The organism is Agrobacterium sp. 22-210-1, from assembly GCF_053522525.1.
The window spans coordinates 2,371,328-2,392,173 of record NZ_JBNWCI010000001.1; the positions used below are offsets into that span (position 1 = coordinate 2,371,328).

23 protein-coding genes are annotated in these 20,846 nt (G+C 58.6%); 20 read left to right on the plus strand and 3 right to left on the minus strand.

Translation table 11 applies throughout. The features are described from left to right. Positions 1-106: 106 nt before the first annotated feature. The 6 genes from pmtA to ACQZ5F_RS11905 all read left to right on the plus strand — a co-directional run bounded on the left by pmtA (position 107) and on the right by ACQZ5F_RS11905 (position 4,037). Complete coding sequence (gene pmtA, locus ACQZ5F_RS11880; RefSeq protein WP_052820224.1) at positions 107-700, plus strand: phospholipid N-methyltransferase PmtA; 594 nt, start codon at positions 107-109, stop codon at positions 698-700. A gap of 95 nt (positions 701-795) precedes the next feature. After that, positions 796-1,392, plus strand: coding sequence for a histidine phosphatase family protein (locus ACQZ5F_RS11885; protein WP_225339540.1), 597 nt, complete (start codon positions 796-798; stop codon positions 1,390-1,392). Positions 1,393-1,396: 4 nt separating this feature from the next. Next, positions 1,397-2,104, plus strand: a complete 708-nt coding sequence (pyrF, locus tag ACQZ5F_RS11890; protein WP_137085827.1) for an orotidine-5'-phosphate decarboxylase — start codon at positions 1,397-1,399, stop codon at positions 2,102-2,104. A 20-nt stretch (positions 2,105-2,124) separates the two neighbouring features. Next, a complete protein-coding gene (locus tag ACQZ5F_RS11895) occupies positions 2,125-2,412 on the plus strand; it encodes a DUF1330 domain-containing protein (protein ID WP_052820222.1) in 288 nt (95 codons plus the stop codon). Between the two features lie 139 nt (positions 2,413-2,551). Further along, positions 2,552-3,532 carry a complex I NDUFA9 subunit family protein gene (locus ACQZ5F_RS11900; protein ID WP_052820221.1) on the plus strand — a complete coding sequence of 327 codons (981 nt, stop codon included), beginning with the start codon at positions 2,552-2,554 and terminating at the stop codon, positions 3,530-3,532. A 349-nt stretch (positions 3,533-3,881) separates the two neighbouring features. Continuing rightward, a complete protein-coding gene (locus ACQZ5F_RS11905) occupies positions 3,882-4,037 on the plus strand; it encodes a hypothetical protein (protein ID WP_004439462.1) in 156 nt (51 codons plus the stop codon). A gap of 97 nt (positions 4,038-4,134) precedes the next feature. Here ACQZ5F_RS11905 and ACQZ5F_RS11910 read toward each other — a convergent pair whose 3' ends face one another. After that, complete coding sequence (locus tag ACQZ5F_RS11910) at positions 4,135-4,941, minus strand: undecaprenyl-diphosphate phosphatase (protein WP_046799269.1); 807 nt, start codon at positions 4,939-4,941, stop codon at positions 4,135-4,137. Positions 4,942-5,098: 157 nt separating this feature from the next. Here ACQZ5F_RS11910 and ACQZ5F_RS11915 point away from each other — a divergent pair, with 157 nt between their 5' ends. The 13 genes from ACQZ5F_RS11915 to guaA all read left to right on the plus strand — a co-directional run bounded on the left by ACQZ5F_RS11915 (position 5,099) and on the right by guaA (position 18,612). Further along, positions 5,099-5,791: a glutathione S-transferase family protein gene (locus tag ACQZ5F_RS11915; RefSeq protein WP_046799268.1), complete on the plus strand. Its 693-nt coding sequence runs from the start codon at positions 5,099-5,101 to the stop codon at positions 5,789-5,791. A 79-nt stretch (positions 5,792-5,870) separates the two neighbouring features. Next, positions 5,871-7,022, plus strand: coding sequence for a tRNA epoxyqueuosine(34) reductase QueG (queG, locus tag ACQZ5F_RS11920; RefSeq protein WP_137085825.1), 1,152 nt, complete (start codon positions 5,871-5,873; stop codon positions 7,020-7,022). Positions 7,023-7,025: 3 nt separating this feature from the next. Beyond that, positions 7,026-7,898, plus strand: coding sequence for an SDR family oxidoreductase (locus tag ACQZ5F_RS11925; protein WP_225245086.1), 873 nt, complete (start codon positions 7,026-7,028; stop codon positions 7,896-7,898). A 427-nt stretch (positions 7,899-8,325) separates the two neighbouring features. Next, a complete protein-coding gene (locus ACQZ5F_RS11930) occupies positions 8,326-8,694 on the plus strand; it encodes a septal ring lytic transglycosylase RlpA family protein (protein ID WP_035219318.1) in 369 nt (122 codons plus the stop codon). A 61-nt stretch (positions 8,695-8,755) separates the two neighbouring features. After that, positions 8,756-10,045 (plus strand): RsmB/NOP family class I SAM-dependent RNA methyltransferase, encoded by a 1,290-nt coding sequence (locus ACQZ5F_RS11935; protein ID WP_052820215.1) that lies wholly within the window; start codon positions 8,756-8,758, stop codon positions 10,043-10,045. Positions 10,046-10,200: 155 nt separating this feature from the next. Beyond that, on the plus strand, positions 10,201-11,478 hold the full coding sequence (locus tag ACQZ5F_RS11940) for an imelysin family protein (RefSeq protein WP_225339541.1): 1,278 nt from the start codon (positions 10,201-10,203) through the stop codon (positions 11,476-11,478). 58 nt (positions 11,479-11,536) lie between these two features. Then, on the plus strand, positions 11,537-13,060 hold the full coding sequence (locus ACQZ5F_RS11945) for a di-heme oxidoreductase family protein (RefSeq protein ID WP_448730457.1): 1,524 nt from the start codon (positions 11,537-11,539) through the stop codon (positions 13,058-13,060). Continuing rightward, positions 13,060-14,181, plus strand: coding sequence for an imelysin family protein (locus ACQZ5F_RS11950; RefSeq protein ID WP_225339543.1), 1,122 nt, complete (start codon positions 13,060-13,062; stop codon positions 14,179-14,181). Before ACQZ5F_RS11945 ends, ACQZ5F_RS11950 begins: the two co-directional genes overlap by 1 nt. A gap of 4 nt (positions 14,182-14,185) precedes the next feature. Continuing rightward, positions 14,186-15,280: a DUF1513 domain-containing protein gene (locus tag ACQZ5F_RS11955; protein WP_225339544.1), complete on the plus strand. Its 1,095-nt coding sequence runs from the start codon at positions 14,186-14,188 to the stop codon at positions 15,278-15,280. A 51-nt stretch (positions 15,281-15,331) separates the two neighbouring features. After that, entirely contained in the window at positions 15,332-15,784 is a 453-nt protein-coding gene (locus ACQZ5F_RS11960; RefSeq protein ID WP_225245081.1) for a TspO/MBR family protein, read from the plus strand. 82 nt (positions 15,785-15,866) lie between these two features. Beyond that, positions 15,867-16,316, plus strand: coding sequence for a PaaI family thioesterase (locus ACQZ5F_RS11965; protein WP_046799259.1), 450 nt, complete (start codon positions 15,867-15,869; stop codon positions 16,314-16,316). After that, positions 16,313-16,951, plus strand: coding sequence for a 5'-methylthioadenosine/S-adenosylhomocysteine nucleosidase (locus ACQZ5F_RS11970; protein WP_052820210.1), 639 nt, complete (start codon positions 16,313-16,315; stop codon positions 16,949-16,951). The genes ACQZ5F_RS11965 and ACQZ5F_RS11970 overlap by 4 nt, the downstream gene beginning before the upstream one ends. 83 nt (positions 16,952-17,034) lie before the next feature. Then, positions 17,035-18,612, plus strand: a complete 1,578-nt coding sequence (guaA, locus tag ACQZ5F_RS11975) for a glutamine-hydrolyzing GMP synthase (RefSeq protein ID WP_046799257.1) — start codon at positions 17,035-17,037, stop codon at positions 18,610-18,612. Between the two features lie 38 nt (positions 18,613-18,650). On the opposite strand, the gene ACQZ5F_RS11980 is transcribed toward guaA, so the two are convergent. Together ACQZ5F_RS11980 and ACQZ5F_RS11985 are read right to left on the minus strand one after the other, a co-directional pair. After that, positions 18,651-19,139 (minus strand): hypothetical protein, encoded by a 489-nt coding sequence (locus ACQZ5F_RS11980; RefSeq protein ID WP_046799256.1) that lies wholly within the window; start codon positions 19,137-19,139, stop codon positions 18,651-18,653. A 145-nt stretch (positions 19,140-19,284) separates the two neighbouring features. After that, entirely contained in the window at positions 19,285-19,863 is a 579-nt protein-coding gene (locus ACQZ5F_RS11985; RefSeq protein ID WP_046799255.1) for a TetR/AcrR family transcriptional regulator, read from the minus strand. 215 nt (positions 19,864-20,078) lie between these two features. On the opposite strand from ACQZ5F_RS11985, the gene ACQZ5F_RS11990 reads away from it, so the two are divergent. After that, positions 20,079-20,780, plus strand: a complete 702-nt coding sequence (locus ACQZ5F_RS11990) for a methyltransferase family protein (RefSeq protein ID WP_175414545.1) — start codon at positions 20,079-20,081, stop codon at positions 20,778-20,780. Positions 20,781-20,846: the final 66 nt, after the last annotated feature.

The window sequence follows — 20,846 nt, forward strand, 5'->3', positions numbered from 1 at the left end:
AGCGAATTTTTCCAGTTACGACATTTTGCCTTGTTTTTGCGCCAAATGGGATCAACAGTGCGTAACCGTTTTTTGACAATGACCAAAAATGTATCCGAGGGGAATTATGGCACTTAACCTGAAGCAACGCCTTGAGCAGAAATTTGAGGAAGAAATCCGCTTTTTCAAGGGCATGGTGAGCCAACCGAAAAAAGTCGGCGCCATTGTCCCGACATCGTCGATCACGGCGAAAAAAATGGCGAGTGTCATCAATCCCCATTCCGGCCTGCCGGTTCTCGAACTCGGCCCGGGCACGGGCGTCATCACCAAGGCCATTCTGGCGCGCGGCATCAAGCCGGAAAGCCTGACGGCCATCGAATATTCGACCGATTTCTATAATCAGCTGCTGCGGAGCTACCCCGGCGTCAATTTCGTCAATGGCGACGCCTTCGATCTCGATGCGACACTCGGTGAACACAAGGACCAGATGTTCGACAGCGTCGTTTCCGCCGTGCCGATGCTGAATTTCCCGATGGCCGCCCGTATCAAGCTTCTTGACGAACTGCTGAAGCGCGTGCCGCATGGCCGCCCCGTGGTGCAGATATCCTACGGTCCGATTTCCCCAATCGTCGCGCAGCCGCATCTCTACCACATCCGCCATTTCGATTTCATCGTGCGCAATATTCCGCCGGCACAATTGTGGACCTATACGCGGGCGTAACCATTCGACAGAATGGCTAAGACCGTCATTTCCCGGTCGTGACGGATGGTTAGGGTGTTGGTTTGCCCTTTCCATTGCCTTTGAGGACCGGTTTCATGCACGCGCTTTATATCACCCATCCTCAGGTCAAGATCGATCCGATGGTTCCCGTTCCTGATTGGGGGCTTTCGGACAGGGGTGCCGAGCGGGCGCGGGAGGCAAGCCGCCTCCCCTGGGCGCGGGCGTTGCGGCGCATCGTTTCCAGCGCCGAAACCAAGGCGATCGAAACCGCCCGTATCCTCGCGGAAACCTCCGGTGCGGCGATAGAGATTATCGAAGCGATGCATGAAAACGACCGGTCCGCCACCGGCTTCCTGCCGCCGCCGGAATTCGAAAAGGCGGCGGACTGGTTCTTTGCCCACCCTGATGAGAGCTTTCACGGTTGGGAAAAAGCGATCGACGCGCAGGCACGGATTGTCGGTGCGGTCAAAGCTGTTCTCGACAGGCACGAACCACAACAGCCCATCGCCTTTGTCGGCCATGGCGGCGTGGGCACGCTGTTGAAATGCCATATTGAAGGTCGTGGCATCAGCCGCGCCAAGGACCAGCCTCCGGGCGGCGGCAATCTTTTCCGCTTTTCCATCGCCGAGTTTTCACTTGCAGCCGCGTCTCCCACATGCGACTGGACGCCAATGGAAACATGGCAGGGATAAGACAATGACCGCGCGCGAAAAACTCATCGTCGGGCTGGACGTTCCGACTGTGCAGCAGGCCGAAAACATCGTTTCGAAAATCGGTGACGAGGTTCTCTTCTATAAGATCGGTTATCAGCTGGTGTTCGCAGGCGGTCTCGAATTTGCGCGTGACCTTGTTCAGAGCGGCAAAAAGGTCTTTCTCGACATGAAGCTGCTTGATATCGACAATACCGTCGCATCCGGTGTCGAAAATATCGCCCGCATGGGCATGTCGATGCTGACCCTGCACGCCTATCCGAAAGCCATGCGCGCCGCGGTCAAGGCGGCCGAAGGCTCTGACCTCTGCCTGCTCGGCGTCACCGTGCTGACCTCGATGGACGACAGCGATCTGGTGGAAGCCGGTTACGCCTCGGATGCCCGTTCGCTGGTGCTGCGCCGGGCGCAGCAGGCGCGTGAGGCCGGCATGGGCGGCATCGTCTGCTCGGCGGAGGAATCGACGGCAGTGCGAGAAATTCTCGGCCCGGACCTCGCTGTCGTCACCCCCGGCATTCGCCCGGCTGGAGCGGATCTCGGCGACCAAAAGCGGGTGATGACGCCTTACGATGCCATCAAGGCCGGCTCTAGCCATCTGGTCGTCGCCCGCCCCATCGTCAGGGCGGAAGACCCGAAGGCGGCAGCCCGCGCCATTCTCGATGACATGCTGCGCGCCAGCTTTCCGGCCAATCAGTAACGACAATAGGAGGAGATGAAATGGCAAAGGGATATTGGATCGCCCACGTCGATGTACGCGACAACGAGCGCTATAAAGATTATGTCGCGACGGCGAAGCCCGCTTTCGAGCGGTTTGGCGCCAATTTCCTCGCGCGGGGCGGCGCTTTGACCGAACTGGAAGGAAAGGCGCGCGGACGCAACGTCGTGATCGAGTTCCCCTCGGTGCAACACGCCATCGATTGCTACAACTCCCCCGAATACCAGGCTGCGGCCAAAATTCGTCAGGACATCGCCGATACCGATATGATGATCGTTGAAGGAATTTGACGACCTTCAATCCGATTTGCAAAACTTGGCCGATTTGTAAAACCTTGGCCATGCCTTGCGACAACGTCTCTTCACGCGCGCGCGGCTTTGGGCTAAGAGACTGAAAAACGCTTTATCGACAGCTTCTGAGGAGCCTCCCATGACCTTGGCCAACCTTCCACCCCTCGTCACCGTTTTCGGCGGTTCGGGTTTTGTCGGGCGGCATGTCGTGAGAATGCTCGCCAAGCGCGGTTATCGCATCCGCGTTGCCGTGCGTCGGCCGGATCTTGCCGGTTTCCTGCAGCCGCTCGGCAATGTCGGCCAGATTTCCTTCGCCCAGGCGAACCTGCGTTATCGCGACTCCATAATCAAAGCCGTCGAAGATGCAGACCACGTGGTCAATTGCGTCGGCATCCTGACCGAAAGCGGCCGCAACACCTTTGACGCCGTGCAGGAATTCGGCGCCAAGGCCATTGCCGAAGCCGCCCGCGATGCCGGCGCGACGCTGACGCATATCTCTGCCATCGGGGCGGAAGCAAATTCGCAGACCGGCTATGGCCGCACCAAGGGCCGCGCTGAAGCCGCCATCCACTCCGTTCTGCCAGGCGCGGTGATCCTGCGCCCGTCGATCATTTTCGGACCGGAAGACGATTTCTTCAACAAATTCGCCAAGATGGCCCGCAGCCTGCCTTTCCTGCCGCTGATCGGCGGTGGAAAAACCAAATTCCAGCCTGTTTATGTCGAGGATGTCGCCGAGGCGGTTGCCCGCAGCGTCGATGGCAAGCTGAAGCCCGGCGCTATCTACGAACTCGGCGGTCAGGACGTAATGACGTTCCGCGACTGTCTTGAGGCCGTTCTTGCAGCAACTTACCGTCAGCGTCCTTTCATCAATCTGCCTTTTGGCGTCGCCTCGATGATCGGCAAGATCGCTTCACTGGTCCCGCTCATCACGCCACCGTTGACGGCCGATCAGGTGACCATGCTGAAAAAGGACAATGTCGTTTCCAGCGAGGCGGAAAAGAACGGCCTGACACTGGAAGGCATCGGCATCAACCCCGTTCGTGTCGCTTCGGTTCTGCCCTCCTACATGGTGCAGTACCGCACACATGGTCAGTTCTCCAACGCCGGAAAAGCCGCCTGAAACTGCACTTCAGGCATCGCCATTTTGAACGGAAGCGGGAGCCATTCCCGCTTTTTGTTTTTGCGCGATTGAATTGCAACCAAACCGCTATTGGCGCATTTCTCCCTCAACTGAAGGGGAGGTGCAGCATCAACATGGACGGCGTTGCAAAGCCGGGTAAAAGTTAACGGCTATCTGGCCGCAACAGGTAAGCGTGGCACAAGCGCAACTGTGGAAAAGACTTCGCATTAACCCGGTATTCAGCAAGCTCCTTTATTGATATTGGCCACATTCCAAACATATCCCGGACCCTCAATTCACACACGGCGGCATCATCCGCGCGAACGAACGTCTGAAAGGCAATCATAAAATGGGCAGATCTATCGCACTCTTTTTTGCGTGTGCGGCTTTGGTGGTTCTGGCGGGTTCTTTCATGGCGCCGGGAACGGTTGCGGCGGGCAAGAGCGGTTGCGCTCCCGCTTACGGCGTCGATCCCTGCGCAACGGCTTCGATCAGCACCAACTGATCAGCCTCTACAAGCTTCAAAGAAAAAGCGCCTCCGGTTTTCCGGGGCGCTTTTTCGTTTTCGGTCCGGCCATTAAAGAAGGCCGTCATTCACTGGCTTAACCAAAAACCAGAAGTGCTATCAGCCCCAGCGAGCCGATGACGATGCGCCACCAGGCGAAAGGTGCAAAACCGCGCCGCGAGACGAAGTCCAGCAGCGAGCGCACAACGAACAGGCCGGAGACAAAAGCGGCGATGAAACCGACGGCAATCAGCGCGCCATCATCGAAGCTCAGTGCATCGCGGTTCTTGTAGAGATCGAGGGTAAAAGCGCCGAGCATGGTTGGCATTGCCAGGAAGAACGAGAATTCGGCAGCGGAACGCTTGTCCGTACCCATCAGCAGCGAGCCGACGATTGTGGCGCCGGAGCGGGAGGTGCCGGGGATCATCGCAAGGCACTGAAAGAGGCCGATCTTGAAGGCGAGCGACGGCGGATAATCCATGATGTCGGTATATTTTGGTTTTAATGGCATGCGGTCGACAGCAAGCAATATGACGCCGCCGATGATCAGGACGACACAAATCAGCATTGGTGTTTCGAAAAGCACCGTCTTGATGAAGTCATGCGCTAAGGCCCCGATCACCGCCGCCGGCAGGAAGGCAAGCGCGACGGCCAGCACGAAGCGACGCGCCTTGGCGCTTGTCGGCAAAGCGAGTGCGATCGATATAAGCTTTTGAAAATAAACAAGAAGGATTGCGAGGATCGCGCCGAGCTGAATAAGAACGGCAAAGGTATTGCCGGGTGATTTGAAGCCGAGGAAATGCCCGGCCAGCAGCACATGCGCCGTTGAGGAAACGGGAATAAACTCCGTCAGACCCTCGATAATGCCCAGCAGAAGCGCGCTGATGATCGATTGGTCACCCATGAGGTATCCTTTTTTCAGGGGAAAGCGGCAATGGAAAGCAATTGCGTTAAACTTGTTTTAAAGTAGCCAAGCTCTTATAGCGTCTTGATGAAGCGAAACTGAAAAAGTTTTCCGGCAAATGCCGATCATGACAACCAATCGTAAAAATTGAGTACCGATGCCAACTCTCTTTCATTCTCCGATGTCGACCGCATCCCGGTTCGTTCGTCTGATCCTCGCAGAATACGGGTTCCAGACCGATCTCGTGGAAGAGCAGCCGTGGGAAAGACGACGGGAGTTTCTGGCGCTCAATCCGGCCGGCACCCTGCCGGTCTATCTGGATGACAATATGCGCTCGCTGAGCGGGCCTTACGTGCTTGCCGAGTTTCTTGACGAAACGCATGGGGTTTTGAAGCGCGACAGGCGACTTCTGGCAGAAGACCCGTTTCAGCGGGCGGAAATCCGCCGCCTGACCGAGTGGTTTCTGCAGAAGATGGAAAATGATGTAACCCGGCCGCTGGTGCGGGAGCGGGTTTATAAATTGCAGATGACGACAGCGCAGGGTGGCGGTCCGCCGGATTCCAAGCTGTTGCGCACTGCCCGCAACAATATCCGCCAGCACATCAAATATCTGGAGTGGCTGGCCGGTTCGCGCACATGGCTTGCCGGCGACCGGTTGAGCTATGCCGACCTTGCCGCCGCAGCTGGCGTTTCGGTGCTGGATTATCTTGGTGAGATCAACTGGCTCGAGGCGCCGATTGCCAAGGAATGGTATCAGCGGCTGAAATCCCGTCCCTCTTTCCGGCCGTTTCTGAGCGAGCGCATTCCGCGCCTTGCCCCTTCCTCCCACTACGCCGACCTGGATTTTTAAAGCGTCGCCTTCCCGGTTATTTGCTGCGGCCCGCGTTGAGCATATATATGTCGCAGAATAACCCTCGGGAGAAACGACCATCGACGTTGCCAGCGACAAGCAGCGGATACGCGCGCGCAAACTGACGGATTTCGTTCGTCAGGAAGCGCTTTCGCTTGGCTTCGATCTCTGCCGCATCACCACACCGGACAGCATTCCGCTGGCGCCGGAACGGCTGAGGCTGTTTCTCGAGAAGGGTTACCACGGCACGATGGCGTGGATGGAAGAAACGGAGGCTCGCCGGGCTGAGCCGAAAACGCTGTGGGGCGATGTGCGCTCCATCGTCATGTTCGGCCTCAATTATGGCCCGGAGGAAGACCCGCGCGGCCTGCTTTCCAAACCGGACAAGGCGGCCATTTCGGTCTATGCCCGCAATCGCGATTATCACGACATCATCAAGGGCCGGTTGAAAGAGATTGCCACCCGCTTTGCCGCACGCGCCGGTGAGGATGTGAAGGTCTTTGTCGATACCGCGCCGGTGATGGAAAAACCGCTTGCCGCCGCCGCCGGGCTTGGCTGGCAGGGCAAACATACCAATCTGGTCAGCCGCACCCACGGCTCCTGGCTGTTTCTTGGCAGCATGTTCACCACCGCCGAGCTCTGTCTTGATGAGGCCGAGAAGGATCATTGCGGCTCCTGCCGCGCCTGTCTCGATGCCTGTCCGACAGCCGCCTTCCCCGCTCCCTATCAGCTCGATGCGCGCCGCTGCATCTCCTACCTCACCATCGAACACAAGGGGCCGATCCCGCACGAATTCCGGCCGATGATTGGCAACCGCATCTATGGCTGCGACGATTGCCTTGCCGCCTGTCCGTGGAACAAGTTTGCGGCGAGCGCCTCCGAGATGAAATTGCAGGCGCGCGAGGATTTGAAGGAACCCTCCATTTCCTTTCTGCTGACGCTCGACGATGCCGCCTTCCGCAGCTTTTTCAGCGGCTCCCCGGTCAAGCGCATCGGTCGCAATCGGTTTATCCGCAATGTGCTGATCGCGGCGGGAAACTCCGCCGACCGGCAATTCGTTGAGCAATGCAAGTCTCTCGCCGAAAAGGATCCTTCGCCGGAGGTGCGTGGTATGGCCGCATGGGCTTTGTCGCATCTTATGGACAGGGAGGAATTCCGTACTTACTCTGCCACCCGTGCGCCGGAACCTGATCCGGAGGCGGCAATGGAATGGCAACTGGCAGAGGCGTGACGCATGCATGTGATGATTTTCGGCGCGGGATATTCGGGAAAAGCCATCGCAAACGCACTGAAATCCGCGGCTGATACTATTTCCGGTACAACGCGCAGTGAGAATAAGTTTCCGAACCTCGAAGCCACAGGCATGACGCCATTCCTTTTTGATGGCGTTCATCTTAATGACGATCTCATCGCCGCGATGGGCAATATCACACATCTCGTCCAGTCCATTGCGCCTGGCGGGCAAGGCGATCCGCTGCTGGCGCTGTTGGGCAGCGATCTGAAACGGTTCTTGCCGAAGCTGCAATGGATGGCTTATCTTTCCACCGTCGGCGTTTATGGCGACCATGACGGCGCGTGGGTGGATGAGGAGAGCCCCTGCCGCCCGGTCTCCGCCCGTTCCGTGGAGCGGGTGGCCGCTGAAACCGCCTGGGCGGCAGCTGCCGAAAAAACAAATGTGCCGCTTGTCACCCTTCGTCTGTCCGGAATTTATGGCCCCGGACGCAATACCTTCATGAATTTCGAGAAGGGAACGGCGCGCAGACTGGTAAAGAAAGATCAGGTGTTCAATCGCATCCGGGTCGAGGATATTGGTGCGGCACTTGCCTTTCTGGCGAGCAAGAATGAACGCGGCATCTTCAACGTCACCGATAACGAACCCTGCCCGCCCCAGGATGTGGTGAGCTTCGCCGCCACGTTGATGGGTGTGGAGCCGCCGCCCGAACAGGCATTCGAAACCGCCGATCTGACCCCTATGGCGCGCTCCTTCTACGGCGAGAACAAGCGTGTTTCCAACGCCAAAATACGCAGCCTCGGCTTCAATTTCGACTTTCCGGAGTACAAAATCTCGCTGACGCAGTTGTGGGAATCCGGCCTCTGGCGGGGCTGAAAACCGGGCCTTTAAAAACGATGAAAAATCCTTCCAAACCCACTTTTTCGGATGGTTTTCGTCGTATTTTGGTCAATTAGGACTTTATTAACCAAACAAAATTCACTAAAATCATAGCAATTAGAAAAATATTTCACTCACATTTCGTGAAGTGGATTCACGAAGCCGTGACTTGCAACAGCATTTCGATTGCGCATTGATTCTGCGTTATTTTTTCCATTTTCATGCCCGCCCGTCATTCGGACACCTTTCCGGCTAATGATCACGAATATTACAGTCTGTAACACTTCGTGATTTGAGCTTAGCTTTTTTTCGCCATTTTTCCCTCGCCCTACAATCTCGCATCAAAAGGCGTTCAGGCCAGTTTATGGTCGTTTAGCAAGGGCACAATCAATCGGCGCGGGGCCGATTTTCAGGGAAGCACAGTTTGTTGAATATCCGTCGTATAACTTTCACCGCTGCAACTATAGCCGCCTGTTCCATCATCGCGCCTCTTCAGGCGAATGCGGCAAATGGTTGTGGAGGCGCATCGTGGTATGCGTTGACCTCCAAGACTGCTTCGGGCGAGCGTATGAACGCCGCCAACCTGACCGCCGCTCACCGCTCGCTGCGGTTCGGCACCAAGGTCAAGGTAACCAACGCGCGCAACGGCAAAGCCGTGGTGGTGCGCATCAATGACCGCGGTCCGTTCATCAAGGGTCGCGTTCTCGATCTTTCCAAGGCTGCCGCCAAAAACATCGGCATGATCAGTTCCGGCACCGCCAAGGTCTGCTACGAGATCGTCAAGGCCGATTGAGCCTTGCCCTCGCCGCCATTCGCGTCTACCAACCGGGCTTATCAGCAAAATGAGGTAGACAATGCGTTTGGGCGGGCGTTTGGCCGGAGCAATCGAAGTATTGGCGGATATTGAAGGGCGCAAACGTCCTGTCGCCGATGCATTGAAGGACTGGGGGCTTGCCCATCGTTTCGCAGGCTCCGGTGACCGGGCTGCGATCGGCAACATCGTCTATGACGCCTTGCGCATGAAGCTGTCACACGCCTGGCTGATGGATGACGACAGCGCCGCCTCGCTGGGCTATGCCGTGCTGCTGCGCCAATGGGGCAAAAGCTTTTCGGAACTGGCGGCGGAATTCGATGGCGACAAGTTCGCCCCCGCCGCGCCAGACGAACAAAGGCAGCAGGCCTTTCTTTCCCGCTCTCTCGGTGATGCACCGGCCCATATTCAGGGTGATATTCCCGAATGGGTGCAATCTTCCTTCGAAACGGCATTTGGCGAAAACTGGCTCACTGAAGCGCAGGCGCTGAATGAGAGGCCGACCCTTGACCTGCGCGCCAACACGCTGAAGGCAACCCGCGAAAAAGTTTTGAAGGCGCTCGAGGAAAGCGGCGCGGAAGGCACCCGTATCGCCCGTCAGGGTGTTCGCATCCCCGCCGGTGAAGGTCCCTCTCGCCTGCCGAACGTCACCGCCGAACTGTCCTTCCAGAAGGGCTGGTTCGAAGTGCAGGACGAAGGCTCGCAGATTGTTGCCGATCTCGCCGGCGCGCATGAAGGCGAACAAATCCTCGATTATTGCGCCGGAGGCGGCGGCAAGACGCTGGCCATGGCTGCCAGCATGAACAATAAAGGCCAGGTTCACGCCTTCGATGCCGACCGCAAGCGGCTCGCACCGATCATCGAGCGGCTGAAACGAGCCGGCACCCGCAACGTGCAGGTTCATGACCGTACCGCCGGGCTTGTGCCCTTCCAGGGAAAATTCGACCGCGTTCTGGTGGATGCGCCGTGCACCGGCACCGGAACATGGCGCCGCCGCCCCGACACCAAATGGCGGCTGACAGCACGCAATCTGGAAGAACGCGTGCAGCAGCAGGGCGAGGCACTTTCGCAGGCGAAGGGTTTCGTGCGCCCGGGCGGCGAGTTGCTTTATGTCACCTGCTCCGTTCTGCCTGAGGAGAACGAGCAGCAGGTCCGGCGTTTCTGCGAGGAAAATCCTGAATTTGTCATCGGTTCCGCTCTGGAGCGCTGGCAGACGACTTTCGGTGCAAATGCGAACAAACCGCATTCCTCGGACGGAAAGACAGTGACGCTGACACCTGCAACCACAGATACGGACGGTTTCTTCTTCTGCTTGATGAAACGCAAAGCATAAAAGCCGATTTGCACGCAGCGATTTTACTTGCGAAATACCGACCGAGCTTGTTTCAAAGCATTCTAAACTAGAATGTTTGACACAAGTTTGTGATTGGGTCAGAACTCGCTGGCCGCAGCGTGAAGTCTTTTCATGCCTGCCCAAGGAGAGGGATCATGATCCGCAAAACCATTCTCAGCGCCTCTTTCGCGCTTCTTGCCGCATCGGCGGCTTTCACCGCGCTTCCCGCACAGGCCGCCACTGATGCGGCTGCCGTCGTCAAGCATTACGCCGATGTCGCGCATGCGAAATACGAGGATTCGCTGACCACGGCGAAGGCGCTGGACAAGGCGATCGATGCGCTGATCGCAACGCCAAGCGAAGAGACATTGAAGGCCGCCCGCGAAGCCTGGATCAAAGCGCGTGTTCCCTACCAGCAGTCGGAAGTCTACCGTTTCGGCAACCCGATCGTTGACGATTGGGAAGGCAAGGTGAATGCCTGGCCGCTGGATGAAGGCCTGATCGACTATGTCGACGGTTCCTATGGCACGGAAAGCGACGAGAACGAACTTTACGTCGCCAACCTCATCGCCAATCCGAAGATCAAGATCAGTGGTGAAGAGGTCGACGCCTCCAAGATCACGCCTGAACTGATCGAAAGCCTGCACGAGGCGGGTGATGTCGAAGCCAATGTGACCACCGGTTACCACGCCATCGAATTCCTGCTCTGGGGCCAGGACTTGAACGGCACCGGACCGGGCGCGGGCAACCGTCCCTATACCGACTACGACAAGGCAAAATGCACAAACGGCAATTGCGACCGTCGCGCCGACTATCTGAAATCCGCCTCCACCCTGCTGATCAAGGATCTCCAGGAGATGGTGGACGCCTGGGCGCCGGAAGGCGAAGCCACGAAGACGGTGAAAGCCGATCCGAAAGCCGGCCTCACCGCCATTCTCACCGGCATGGGTTCGCTTTCTTATGGTGAGCTGGCCGGCGAGCGCATGAAGCTCGGCCTTCTGCTGCACGATCCGGAAGAGGAGCATGATTGCTTCTCCGACAATACCCATAATTCGCATCTGAACGACGCCATCGGCATCGCTTCGGCCTATACCGGCGACTATACCCGGGTGGACGGCACGAAGATGACCGGCGCGTCGCTGGCCGAACTGGTCGGTGCCAAGGACAAGGCGCTGAACGACGAAATGACGGCGAAGCTGAACAAGACGCTCGACGCCATGCACGCGATGGAAAAGCGCGCCCAGACCGTCGAGGCCTATGACCAGATGATCGGCGAAGGCAACAAGGAAGGCAACGCCGTGGTTCAGGCGGCCATCGACGGTCTCATCGACCAGACGAAGACCGTTGAACGCGTCATCGCCGCACTCGATCTCGGCAAGATCGATCTCGAAGGCTCCGACAGCCTCGATAACCCGAACGCCGTCTTCAAATAAGCGGCAAGACGGGCCGCAATGCACTGCGGCCCGTTTCTCACATGCGCTCCTGATTTCCATGGAATTGTCACTGCTGCCGATCCGCAAGCCGTTTTTCTTCGCCGGGGCAGCCTGTCTTCTGGCATCGGCAACGCTTGCCGCGCCGTTGCGTGATGATCTGACGGAGAAAGACCGCAGCCGTGTTCAGGCCGTGACTGCGCCGACGACGGATTTTACGAAACCGGAGCCCTTCGAGGCGATGTCGGGTGGCGCGACAACCAGCACCAACAAACCCGACAGCGGCGCATTTTCGCATCCTTCCGCCGCCATGCCCTTCGAGCGGAAGCAGGATTTCAAGCTCGGCAACGCGCTGTTCCAGAAGCTCTGGGTCTCCTCCCCCTCCTCCACACAGGCCTCGGATGGTTTGGGGCCGCTTTATAACGCCCGGTCCTGCCAGACCTGCCATGTGAAGGACGGCCGGGGCCGCCCGCCTCTTGCCGGAGAAGACGCCGTTTCCCTGTTTCTGCGGCTGGCGCGGCCGGCTCGCAACGATGGAGAACGGGCGGCGATTGCGCGCCATGAGGTGCTGAATTTTCCCGACGAGACCTATGGCAGGCAGTTGCAGAACCTTGCCATTCCCGGTCTTGCTGCCGAGGGCAGGCCGGTCATCTCCTACACTGAAATGCCGGTGCGTCTTTCGGATGGCGAGGTGGTGATGCTACGCAAGCCCGCCTATGCCGTGGCCGACCTCAACTATGGCCCGGTTGGCGCCGATACGACGCTTTCAGCGCGGATCGCGATGCCCACCCTCGGGCTTGGCCTGATCGAGGCCATCAGCGACGCCGATATTCTGGCCAAAGCCGATCCCGATGATAAAAATGGCGACGGCATTGCCGGGCGTCCGGCATGGGTCAAGGATCATCGCACCGGCGCGGTGAAGCTCGGGCGGTTTGGCTGGAAAGCCCAGAATGCAAGTGTGCGCGATCAGAGCGCCAGCGCCTTCTCCCACGATATCGGCATCTCCACACCGGACGCGCCGAACCCCTATGGCGATTGCACCGATGCCCAGAAAGACTGTCTGGCCATGCCGACCGGCGTGCAGCCTAGGCTGGGGCCAGTGGAAGCCCCGGACCCGGTTCTCGATCTCGTGACCTTCTACACCGAAAACCTCGCCGTGCCGCAGCGACGAAATGCCGGTGATCCGACCGTTCTTAAGGGCAAGCAGCTGTTTTACGCATCCGGCTGCACGGCCTGCCATACGCCGAAATTCGTCACCCGCCGGAATGCCACCGACCCGATGCATTCGTTCCAGTTGGTCTGGCCCTACTCGGACTTCCTCTTGCATGACATGGGAGAGGAGCTTGCCGACGGCCAGCAGGTGGGTGAAGCAAACGGCAGACAGTGGCGCACCCAGCCGCTCTGGGGCATCGGCCTGACGCAGAACGTCAATGGGAACGGTTTTTACCTGCATGACGGGCGCGCGCGCAGCCTGACGGAAGCGATATTGTGGCACGGTGGTGAAGGGCAAAAAGCGCGCGACGCCTTTGCCGCCTTGCAAAAATCCGACCGGCAGGCTTTGCTGGCTTTTCTGGAGTCCCTTTGATGAAAAATGCCATGCGAAAAATATCCGGCCTCGTTTCCGTGCTGCTGCTTTTGACCAATCAGCCGACGATGGCACAGGATGTGGAACTGATGCCGCCACCGCCGCTTGACCCCGCACAGGTGCGAGGTGTCATGGACAAGGCGGTGAACGGCTTCATTCGCCCCGGTTACGACCACTTCCGGCAATCGGCAGACAGGTTGGAAGGCAGCATGAAGGCTTTCTGCGCCTCGCCCTCCCAAACGACCGATGAGGCAGCCAAAGCAGCCTTTGCCGATACGGTGGCGAGTTGGTCGACCATCGAGATCGTGCGGGTCGGTCCTGTCATCGAGCAGAACCGTTTCGAGCGCGTTCTTTATTACCCCGACAAGAAGGGGCTGGGGCTGAAACAGGTGCAGCGTTACCTGTCGGAAAAAGATGAAAGCGTCACCAGCGCCGACGGCCTGAAGGGCAAGAGCGTCGCGGCACAGGGGCTTGGCGCGCTGGAATTCGTACTTTACGGCACTGGCGCGGAAGAACTGCTCGACAAAAAGGGCGATTTCCGCTGCCGCTTCGGCGCGGCCATCGCCGGTAATATCGCCAATGTGGCAGCTGAGCTTTCCGATAGCTGGAACGCCCCTGACGGTGCGCAGAAAAACTGGACACAGCCCGGAGCGGACAATCCCGTCTTTCGCGACGAGCGCGAGGCGCTGGTTGCCCTGCTCGGCATTCTCGTACACGGCTCCGAGGCAATCCGCGACCAGCGGATCGAAACCTTCTACAAGGGACCGGACAAGGCAAAGTTTCCCCGCACCGCCATTTACTGGCGCTCCGGCCTGACCTGGAAGAGCATCTCCGCCAATATCAAGGCCGTTCAGACCCTGTTGCATACGGCCGATATGGTTGAACTCGTGCCGCCCGATCAACGCTCCATCGTCAACTCCATCGACTTCATCGCCAAATCGATGATCCGGGTTGCCGGGACAATCGATACGGATGTGCAAAAGGCGCTGGATCAGGACGATCAGCGCGCCAAGGTGGATTATCTGCTGCTCAATGGCAAAGACCTGATCTACCGCTTGAACGATCAATATGGCGGCGCGATCGGCCTCAGTTCCGGCTTTTCCTTCGCCGATGGAGACTGAGCCGATGATATCAGGCACCAAACGGATGCTGATAGATCGGCGCAGCTTCATCAAAGCGGCGGGAGTTCCCTTCCTCGCCGCGCTGGCTCCCCGTTCACTTTATGCGCTGGAACGGGCAGACGCGGTCTTTGCTTCGGCCTTCCGCGCCCGTGACGGCTCCTACGGCATTGCGACGGTGAGCGAACGCGGCGAGATCATCGACCGCGTTGCGCTTCCCGCCCGCGCCCACGGAATGGCGACGAGCCGCGCGACGGGTACGACCGTGGCCTTCGCACGCCGGCCCGGCACCTTCTTCATGGCCTTCGATCCCGCGCGACACCGCGAGCCGATCGTGATGCACACGCCGGAGAACCGCCATTTCTATGGCCACGGCCAATTCTCGCCCGATGGGGCGATCCTCTATGCCAGCGAAAACGACTTCGACGGCAATCGCGGTGTTATCGGGTTGTACGACGCCAAAAACGGATTTACCCGCATCGGTGAATATGACGCACATGGCGTCGGTACGCATGACATGACGGTGAGCGATGACGGGCGGCTGATCGTGATCGCCAATGGCGGCATCGAAACCCACCCGGATTTCGGCCGCACCAAACTCAATATCGACAGCATGGAACCGTCTCTCGTGCTTCTGGACGCCGCTACTGGTCAGTTGATCCAGAAACATACGATGCCGGACCAGCTGCGCCAGCTTTCCACCCGCCATGTCGACCTTGGCGATGACGGCCGTATCTGGTTCGCCTGCCAATATGAGGGACCGCGCAACGATCTGCCGCCATTGGTCGGCCACTTCGCCAAGGGTGAGGATGTGGCTTTCGTCGATCTGCCGGAAGAAACGACAGTGCGTCTTGCCAATTATGTCGGAGCCATCGCCGTCAACCGGCGCGAGGGGCTGGTGGGCCTGACCTCACCCAATGGCAACGCCGCCGTGACGCTCGATGCAAAAACCGGGAGGGTGGTTTCAGAGGTGAGCGTGCGCGAAGCAGCGGGCGTTGCACCCGCCGCCCGGGGCATTGCGGTTTCTTCCTATGACGGATTTTTCGAGGCGCTGCGCAGCGACGTGGCATGGGACCAGCATATTGTGCGTATCACCCGCTAAAATACTGAAAAGGCACGGGAACAAAAGCCCGGCAGGCGCAGTTGAGGCGTCATGAAAAACCTTACCGTGTACGTTGTTTTCGTGGTTGCAGTTGTTGCCATTGGGGCGCTGATCGGCGTCAACAATGTGCCGGGCGAATGGTATCAATCGCTGCAGAAACCATTCTTCAATCCACCCAACTGGATCTTCGGGCCGGTCTGGACCACGCTTTACGTGTTGATCGGTATCGCCGGTGCACGCACATGGATCAGGAAGCGAATGGGAACGCGCATGCGCCTCTGGTTCACCCAGATGGTGCTGAATTTCCTGTGGTCGCCGATCTTTTTCGGCATGCAGAGCCCGGCGGGCGCCCTGATCATCATCATTCCGATGCTGGTGTGCATTTTGGCTTTCATAGCACTAACCTATCGCCGTGACCGCGTATCCATGTGGCTTTTCGTGCCCTATGCGTTGTGGGTTGCCTTTGCCACGGTGCTGAATGCGAGTATCGGCATTCTGAACTAATTTCTGCCTGCCCGGGCCTTGCCTTGCCTGCCGCCACGCGCCATGTCAGTTTGCGATGGGACTTAAAGCAGGCAGGTAGGCCATGGAGATCACGGATCCCGGCGATTTTCGTCAGCGGATAGAACGAAGTTTTGCGCGGCAGGGTGTTGTGCAGGCCATCGATGCTGAGATCAGCCGTATCGAACACCGGCTGGTGGAGATCGAACTGCCCTTTCATGAAAAGCTGACGCAGCAGCATGGCATATTGCACGCGGGCGTCATCGCCGCCGGTCTGGACACGGCCTGCACCTATGCAGCCTACACTATCATCGAACCGGAAGCCTCGCTGCTGACCATCGAATTCAAGGTCAACCTCATGTCGCCCGGGCGCGGCGAGCGGTTCCTGTTTCGCGGCGAGATCATCAAGCCAGGCAACAACCTGATCGTCGCCGATGGCCGCGCCTATGCGCTTTCGGACGGGCCGACAAAGCTGATAGCCTCAATGACAGGAACGATGATGGTGGTGAAAGGTCGCGAGGATATTACCGGATGAGCTACCGGCTTTTGCATGTTGCGGATAAATCCATTCTTTTCGTCATGGCGGCCTCCCCCGAATACGGTCCCCACCTTCAGGCACGCATCGCGCCATTGATGACCGGCATCGGCCCGGTCGAGGCGGCGATTGCGGTCACGGCCGTTCTTGCCGGTCTCGATGCGGCGGACCATCTGCCTGATCTCGTCGTTTCGCTCGGTTCCGCCGGTTCGCGAACATTGGAGCAAACCGGCATCTATCAGGCGATTTCGGTTTCCTATCGCGACATGGACGCCTCCGCCTTCGGTTTCGAAAAGGGCTGCACGCCGCTGCTTGATCTGCCCGCCGAAGTGGCCTTGCCTTTGCGGATACCCGAAATTGCCGAGGCGCGGCTTTCCACCGGCGCCAATGTCGTTTCGGGCGAGGCTTACGGGCTGATCGACGCCGATATGGTGGAAATGGAAACCTTTGCGGTTTTAAGAGCCTGCCAGCGCTTCGGCGTACCACTCGTCAGTCTGCGCGGTATTTCCGACGGCAAGGCGGATGTGAACCATGTGGACGACTGGACGGAATATCTGCACATCATCGACGAAAAGCTGGCAGATGCCGTCGACCGGCTTTGCCATGCCATAGAAGATGGCTCAATCACCCTTTGAAACCTTGCGATTTTCGCAAATTTCCGCGGTTTGACGCCCGCTTCCGGGTTGCCTAAAGCCGCCATTTTCTTTAAAGGCTCGCCATGACCCAGATAGCCCATCCCGACAGCATTCTCATCATCGATTTCGGCAGCCAGGTGACGCAGCTGATTGCGCGCCGCATCCGCGAAGCCGGGGTCTATTGCGAAATCCATCCGTTCCAGAATGCCGCAGAGGCGTTTGAGAAGCTTCAGCCGAAGGGCGTTATCTTCTCCGGCGGCCCCGCATCTGTCACGGCGGAAGGTAGCCCGCGCGCACCGCAGGCGGTGTTCGACAGCAAGGTTCCGATCCTCGGCATCTGCTACGGCCAGCAGACGCTCTGCACCCAGCTCGGCGGCGTGGTCGAAGGCGGTCATGCGGCGGAATTCGGCCGTGCCGATATCGACATCAAGAAGGCGAGCCCGCTGTTCGACGGCTTCTGGGAACAGGGCAAGAGCTACCCGGTCTGGATGAGCCATGGCGACCGCGTGACGAAGCTGCCGGAAGGTTTCGAGGTCATCGCGACCTCCGAAAACGCGCCCTTCGCCATCGCGGCCGACGAGACGCGTCACTATTACACCACCATGTTCCACCCGGAAGTGGTGCACACGCCTGATGGCGGCAAGCTCCTGTCCAACTTCGTGCACAAGATCGTCGGGCTGAAATCCGACTGGACGATGGCGGCCTATCGCGCCGAAATGATCCGCAAGATCCGCGATCAGGTCGGCACCGGCCGCGTGCTCTGCGCACTCTCCGGCGGCGTCGATTCCTCGGTTGCGGCCATCCTCATTCACGAGGCAATCGGTGACCAGCTGACCTGCGTTTACGTCGATCATGGCCTGATGCGGCTTGGCGAAAGCGAACAGGTGGTCGGCATGTTCCGCGACCACTACAATATTCCGCTGGTTCATGTTGACGCCGCCGACCTGTTCCTCGGCGAACTCTCTGGCGTTTCCGATCCGGAAGCAAAGCGCAAGACCATCGGCCGTCTGTTCATCGAAGTCTTCGAAGCCGAAGCGGCCAAGATTGCCGCCGATGGCAAGGGCGCACCGAAGTTCCTGGCACAGGGCACGCTTTATCCTGACGTCATCGAAAGTGTTTCCTTCTCGGGTGGCCCTTCCGTCACCATCAAGAGCCACCACAATGTCGGCGGTCTTCCCGAGCGCATGAACATGCAGCTCGTCGAGCCGCTGCGTGAGCTTTTCAAGGACGAGGTCCGCGCACTTGGCCGCGAACTCGGCCTGCCGGAAAGCTTCATCGGTCGCCACCCCTTCCCCGGTCCGGGTCTGGCGATCCGCTGCCCCGGCGCGATCACCCGCGAGAAGTTGGATATTCTGCGCAAGGCGGATGCGATCTATCTCGACGAAATCCGCAAGGCCGGTCTCTATGACACGATCTGGCAGGCCTTTGCCGTGCTGCTGCCGGTGCAGACCGTCGGCGTCATGGGCGACTACCGCACCTATGACTTCGTCTGCGCGCTGCGCGCCGTGACCTCGGTTGACGGTATGACGGCGGATTTCTATCCCTACGACATGAATTTCCTTGGCCGCGCGGCAACCCGCATCATCAACGAAGTGCGCGGTATCAATCGCGTCGTTTATGACGTGACGAGCAAGCCGCCCGGCACGATCGAGTGGGAATAACGACTACAATCGACAGTACTTAAACGATGACGCCGCGACTAGTTCGCGGCGTTTCTGTTTTGTCTTGCGAGATAGATGATTTGGGCGGTCACGCCGACAACGAGGATCGCCAGCAACCCTGCCTGAACGCCGAGAAGCAGCGGCGATTTCAAATCGGTCACAAAGGGATGACCATCCGGAACACGGCGCAGGGTTTCGGTCGCCGTCGGCACCATCAACAGAAACGCGCTGACACTGAGACAGATGGTTTCAACATATCTGGCGATGCGCGTTGAGCCGAGAATGCGCTCGATTCCGTAACCTGCGAGCAGGAACAGAATGGTGAGTGCGCCAATGGCGTAGCTGACCGGCTGATGCGCCACGAGGAAGGCTGTGGCAGCACCAATCAACATGGACACAAAATAGATTGCACCCGGCGTGGAGCCGGGAACGATTCGACCGTAACGGGCAAACATGTAGATGGCCACGGGAATGGCGGGCAGGCTGCCGAGTGTGTGGACCCAGCCAAGCGGAGAAATTCCGAACATGAGAGATTGCCTTTCTCTTCCAGAAGAGCGGTGGCGGCCCGGGGAAGCAGGTTGTTGACGACTGATCTTGAAGTGTAATGCTGTCTGTTTACCGGGTCGGATATCGCTCCGGTCATGCATTCACCTCCCTGGCGACGCTTCGTTTTCAAGCGGTGATGCGCTCCAGCATGGGGCGGGTTATTGCGCCAAAGGTTGCGGCATCACCGTGGGCGCGGGCTGAGAGCATTGCGCCATGCACGGTGGCCATGAACATTTCGGCATTGGCTCGCGCTGTTCCGGTCAGCACAAGGCGACCTTTGGCAGCGCCGCGCTCCAGCACGGCGGTGAGCCAATCCGACAGGCTTTGAAAATGCGCACGCACTTCGAGAACGACAGATTCGGGAAGGACCGGTATTTCAGTGGCGAGCAGGGCGCAGACGCAGAAGGGATGGGTCGCGTCAGCGATGCAGCCCGCCCAATAACCGACGTAAGCGCGAAGCTGTTCGAGCGGATCAGAGATGTTTCGCTCCAGCTCGGCGATCCCGGCTTCAGCTTCCTGCCTGTACTGCTCGACCAGTTTACAGACCAGATCTGACTTGCTTGGAAAATGGTGGTGAATGCTGGCATTGCGAATGCCGACTACATTGGAAATATCGGCGTAGCTGAAACTGTTATAGCCGCCCCTTATAATGAGGGTGCGTGCACAGCGAAGAATATCATCGGCTCTGGTCTGTGGATTTTTCATACATTCTACCTACCTACTAGTAGGTAGAATGTCAACTCGTGAGTCCACCCCGACCAGATCACCTCGCATATTTGACTTTTTGCCGGTTTTTGCCAGGATTTCGACTGTCTCTCGCAGGGCACGACCCGTCCGGCAACACCTTGGGTTGGCAAAATGCAGCCCGACTGGGGACGGGCCTAGTTCCGCCTGCGGGAACTATTAAGAGGAGCACATCAATGGTCTCCGATACTGATCCGCCACCCATGTCGCGTACCGTCGCGATCCTCTACGCATTCGGCCTGCCCCTTGGCCTGATCGCACTGGTCTTTCTACCAGCTGGCCGCATAGATTGGCCTCCCGGCTGGATATTCATCGCAGTCCTCGTGGTAGCCTTCAGCTTTTCCGCGCTGGTACTCGCGCGTGTGAACCCGATCATTTTTCGCGCCCGCAGCCGGTTTCAGCCCGGCACAAAAAGATGGGATCTGATCCTCGTCACCGCGATACTTCTGGCTTTTGCCGCTGAAATTCCGGTTGCGACATTAGATGCCGGCCGGATGGAGTGGTCTGCTGTGCCGCTCTGGGTCATCCCGGTCGGTTATGTCCTGCTCATCGGCGGCATCGCCGTCGCGGCCTGGGCTCAGGCTGTCAATCCGTTCTTCGAGCCGGGCGTCCGCATTCAGACCGAGCGCGGACAACACGTGATTACATCGGGGCCTTATGGCATCGTGCGCCACCCCGGTTATACGGCGGCAATCGCCATGTTCGCCGGCGTACCGCTTGCTTTGGCGTCTTGGATGGCCCTGCTGCCCGCCACCCTGGCCATCGCCCTACTGATCATGCGTACGGGTCTGGAAGATCGTTTGTTGCAGGCGGAATTGCCTGGCTATGCTGACTATGTCCGCGAAAGGCGATACCGGCTAATCCCCGGCATCTGGTAGGCTTGAAACGGCCAATACGTTCTACTTTTGTTCTTTTAATTTCTTCTGGCGATGATAATATCGCAG

Excerpts from the sequence above, each read along its gene's own strand:
- pyrF (WP_137085827.1), top strand. The coding sequence starts at position 1,397 with ATGACCGCGCGCGAAAAACTCATCGTCGGGCTGGACGTTCCGACTGTG.
- ACQZ5F_RS11935 (WP_052820215.1), top strand. The coding sequence starts at position 8,756 with ATGCGTTTGGGCGGGCGTTTGGCCGGAGCAATCGAAGTATTGGCGGAT.
- ACQZ5F_RS11950 (WP_225339543.1), top strand. The coding sequence starts at position 13,060 with ATGAAAAATGCCATGCGAAAAATATCCGGCCTCGTTTCCGTGCTGCTG.
- ACQZ5F_RS11955 (WP_225339544.1), top strand. The coding sequence starts at position 14,186 with ATGATATCAGGCACCAAACGGATGCTGATAGATCGGCGCAGCTTCATC.
- guaA (WP_046799257.1), top strand. The coding sequence starts at position 17,035 with ATGACCCAGATAGCCCATCCCGACAGCATTCTCATCATCGATTTCGGC.
- ACQZ5F_RS11905 (WP_004439462.1), top strand. The coding sequence starts at position 3,882 with ATGGGCAGATCTATCGCACTCTTTTTTGCGTGTGCGGCTTTGGTGGTT.
- ACQZ5F_RS11945 (WP_448730457.1), top strand. The coding sequence starts at position 11,537 with ATGGAATTGTCACTGCTGCCGATCCGCAAGCCGTTTTTCTTCGCCGGG.
- ACQZ5F_RS11985 (WP_046799255.1), bottom strand. The coding sequence starts at position 19,863 with ATGAAAAATCCACAGACCAGAGCCGATGATATTCTTCGCTGTGCACGC.
- ACQZ5F_RS11970 (WP_052820210.1), top strand. The coding sequence starts at position 16,313 with ATGAGCTACCGGCTTTTGCATGTTGCGGATAAATCCATTCTTTTCGTC.
- ACQZ5F_RS11910 (WP_046799269.1), bottom strand. The coding sequence starts at position 4,941 with ATGGGTGACCAATCGATCATCAGCGCGCTTCTGCTGGGCATTATCGAG.
- ACQZ5F_RS11915 (WP_046799268.1), top strand. The coding sequence starts at position 5,099 with ATGCCAACTCTCTTTCATTCTCCGATGTCGACCGCATCCCGGTTCGTT.
- pmtA (WP_052820224.1), top strand. The coding sequence starts at position 107 with ATGGCACTTAACCTGAAGCAACGCCTTGAGCAGAAATTTGAGGAAGAA.
- ACQZ5F_RS11990 (WP_175414545.1), top strand. The coding sequence starts at position 20,079 with ATGGTCTCCGATACTGATCCGCCACCCATGTCGCGTACCGTCGCGATC.
- ACQZ5F_RS11895 (WP_052820222.1), top strand. The coding sequence starts at position 2,125 with ATGGCAAAGGGATATTGGATCGCCCACGTCGATGTACGCGACAACGAG.
- ACQZ5F_RS11885 (WP_225339540.1), top strand. The coding sequence starts at position 796 with ATGCACGCGCTTTATATCACCCATCCTCAGGTCAAGATCGATCCGATG.
- ACQZ5F_RS11940 (WP_225339541.1), top strand. The coding sequence starts at position 10,201 with ATGATCCGCAAAACCATTCTCAGCGCCTCTTTCGCGCTTCTTGCCGCA.
- ACQZ5F_RS11925 (WP_225245086.1), top strand. The coding sequence starts at position 7,026 with ATGCATGTGATGATTTTCGGCGCGGGATATTCGGGAAAAGCCATCGCA.
- ACQZ5F_RS11980 (WP_046799256.1), bottom strand. The coding sequence starts at position 19,139 with ATGTTCGGAATTTCTCCGCTTGGCTGGGTCCACACACTCGGCAGCCTG.
- ACQZ5F_RS11900 (WP_052820221.1), top strand. The coding sequence starts at position 2,552 with ATGACCTTGGCCAACCTTCCACCCCTCGTCACCGTTTTCGGCGGTTCG.
- ACQZ5F_RS11965 (WP_046799259.1), top strand. The coding sequence starts at position 15,867 with ATGGAGATCACGGATCCCGGCGATTTTCGTCAGCGGATAGAACGAAGT.
- ACQZ5F_RS11960 (WP_225245081.1), top strand. The coding sequence starts at position 15,332 with ATGAAAAACCTTACCGTGTACGTTGTTTTCGTGGTTGCAGTTGTTGCC.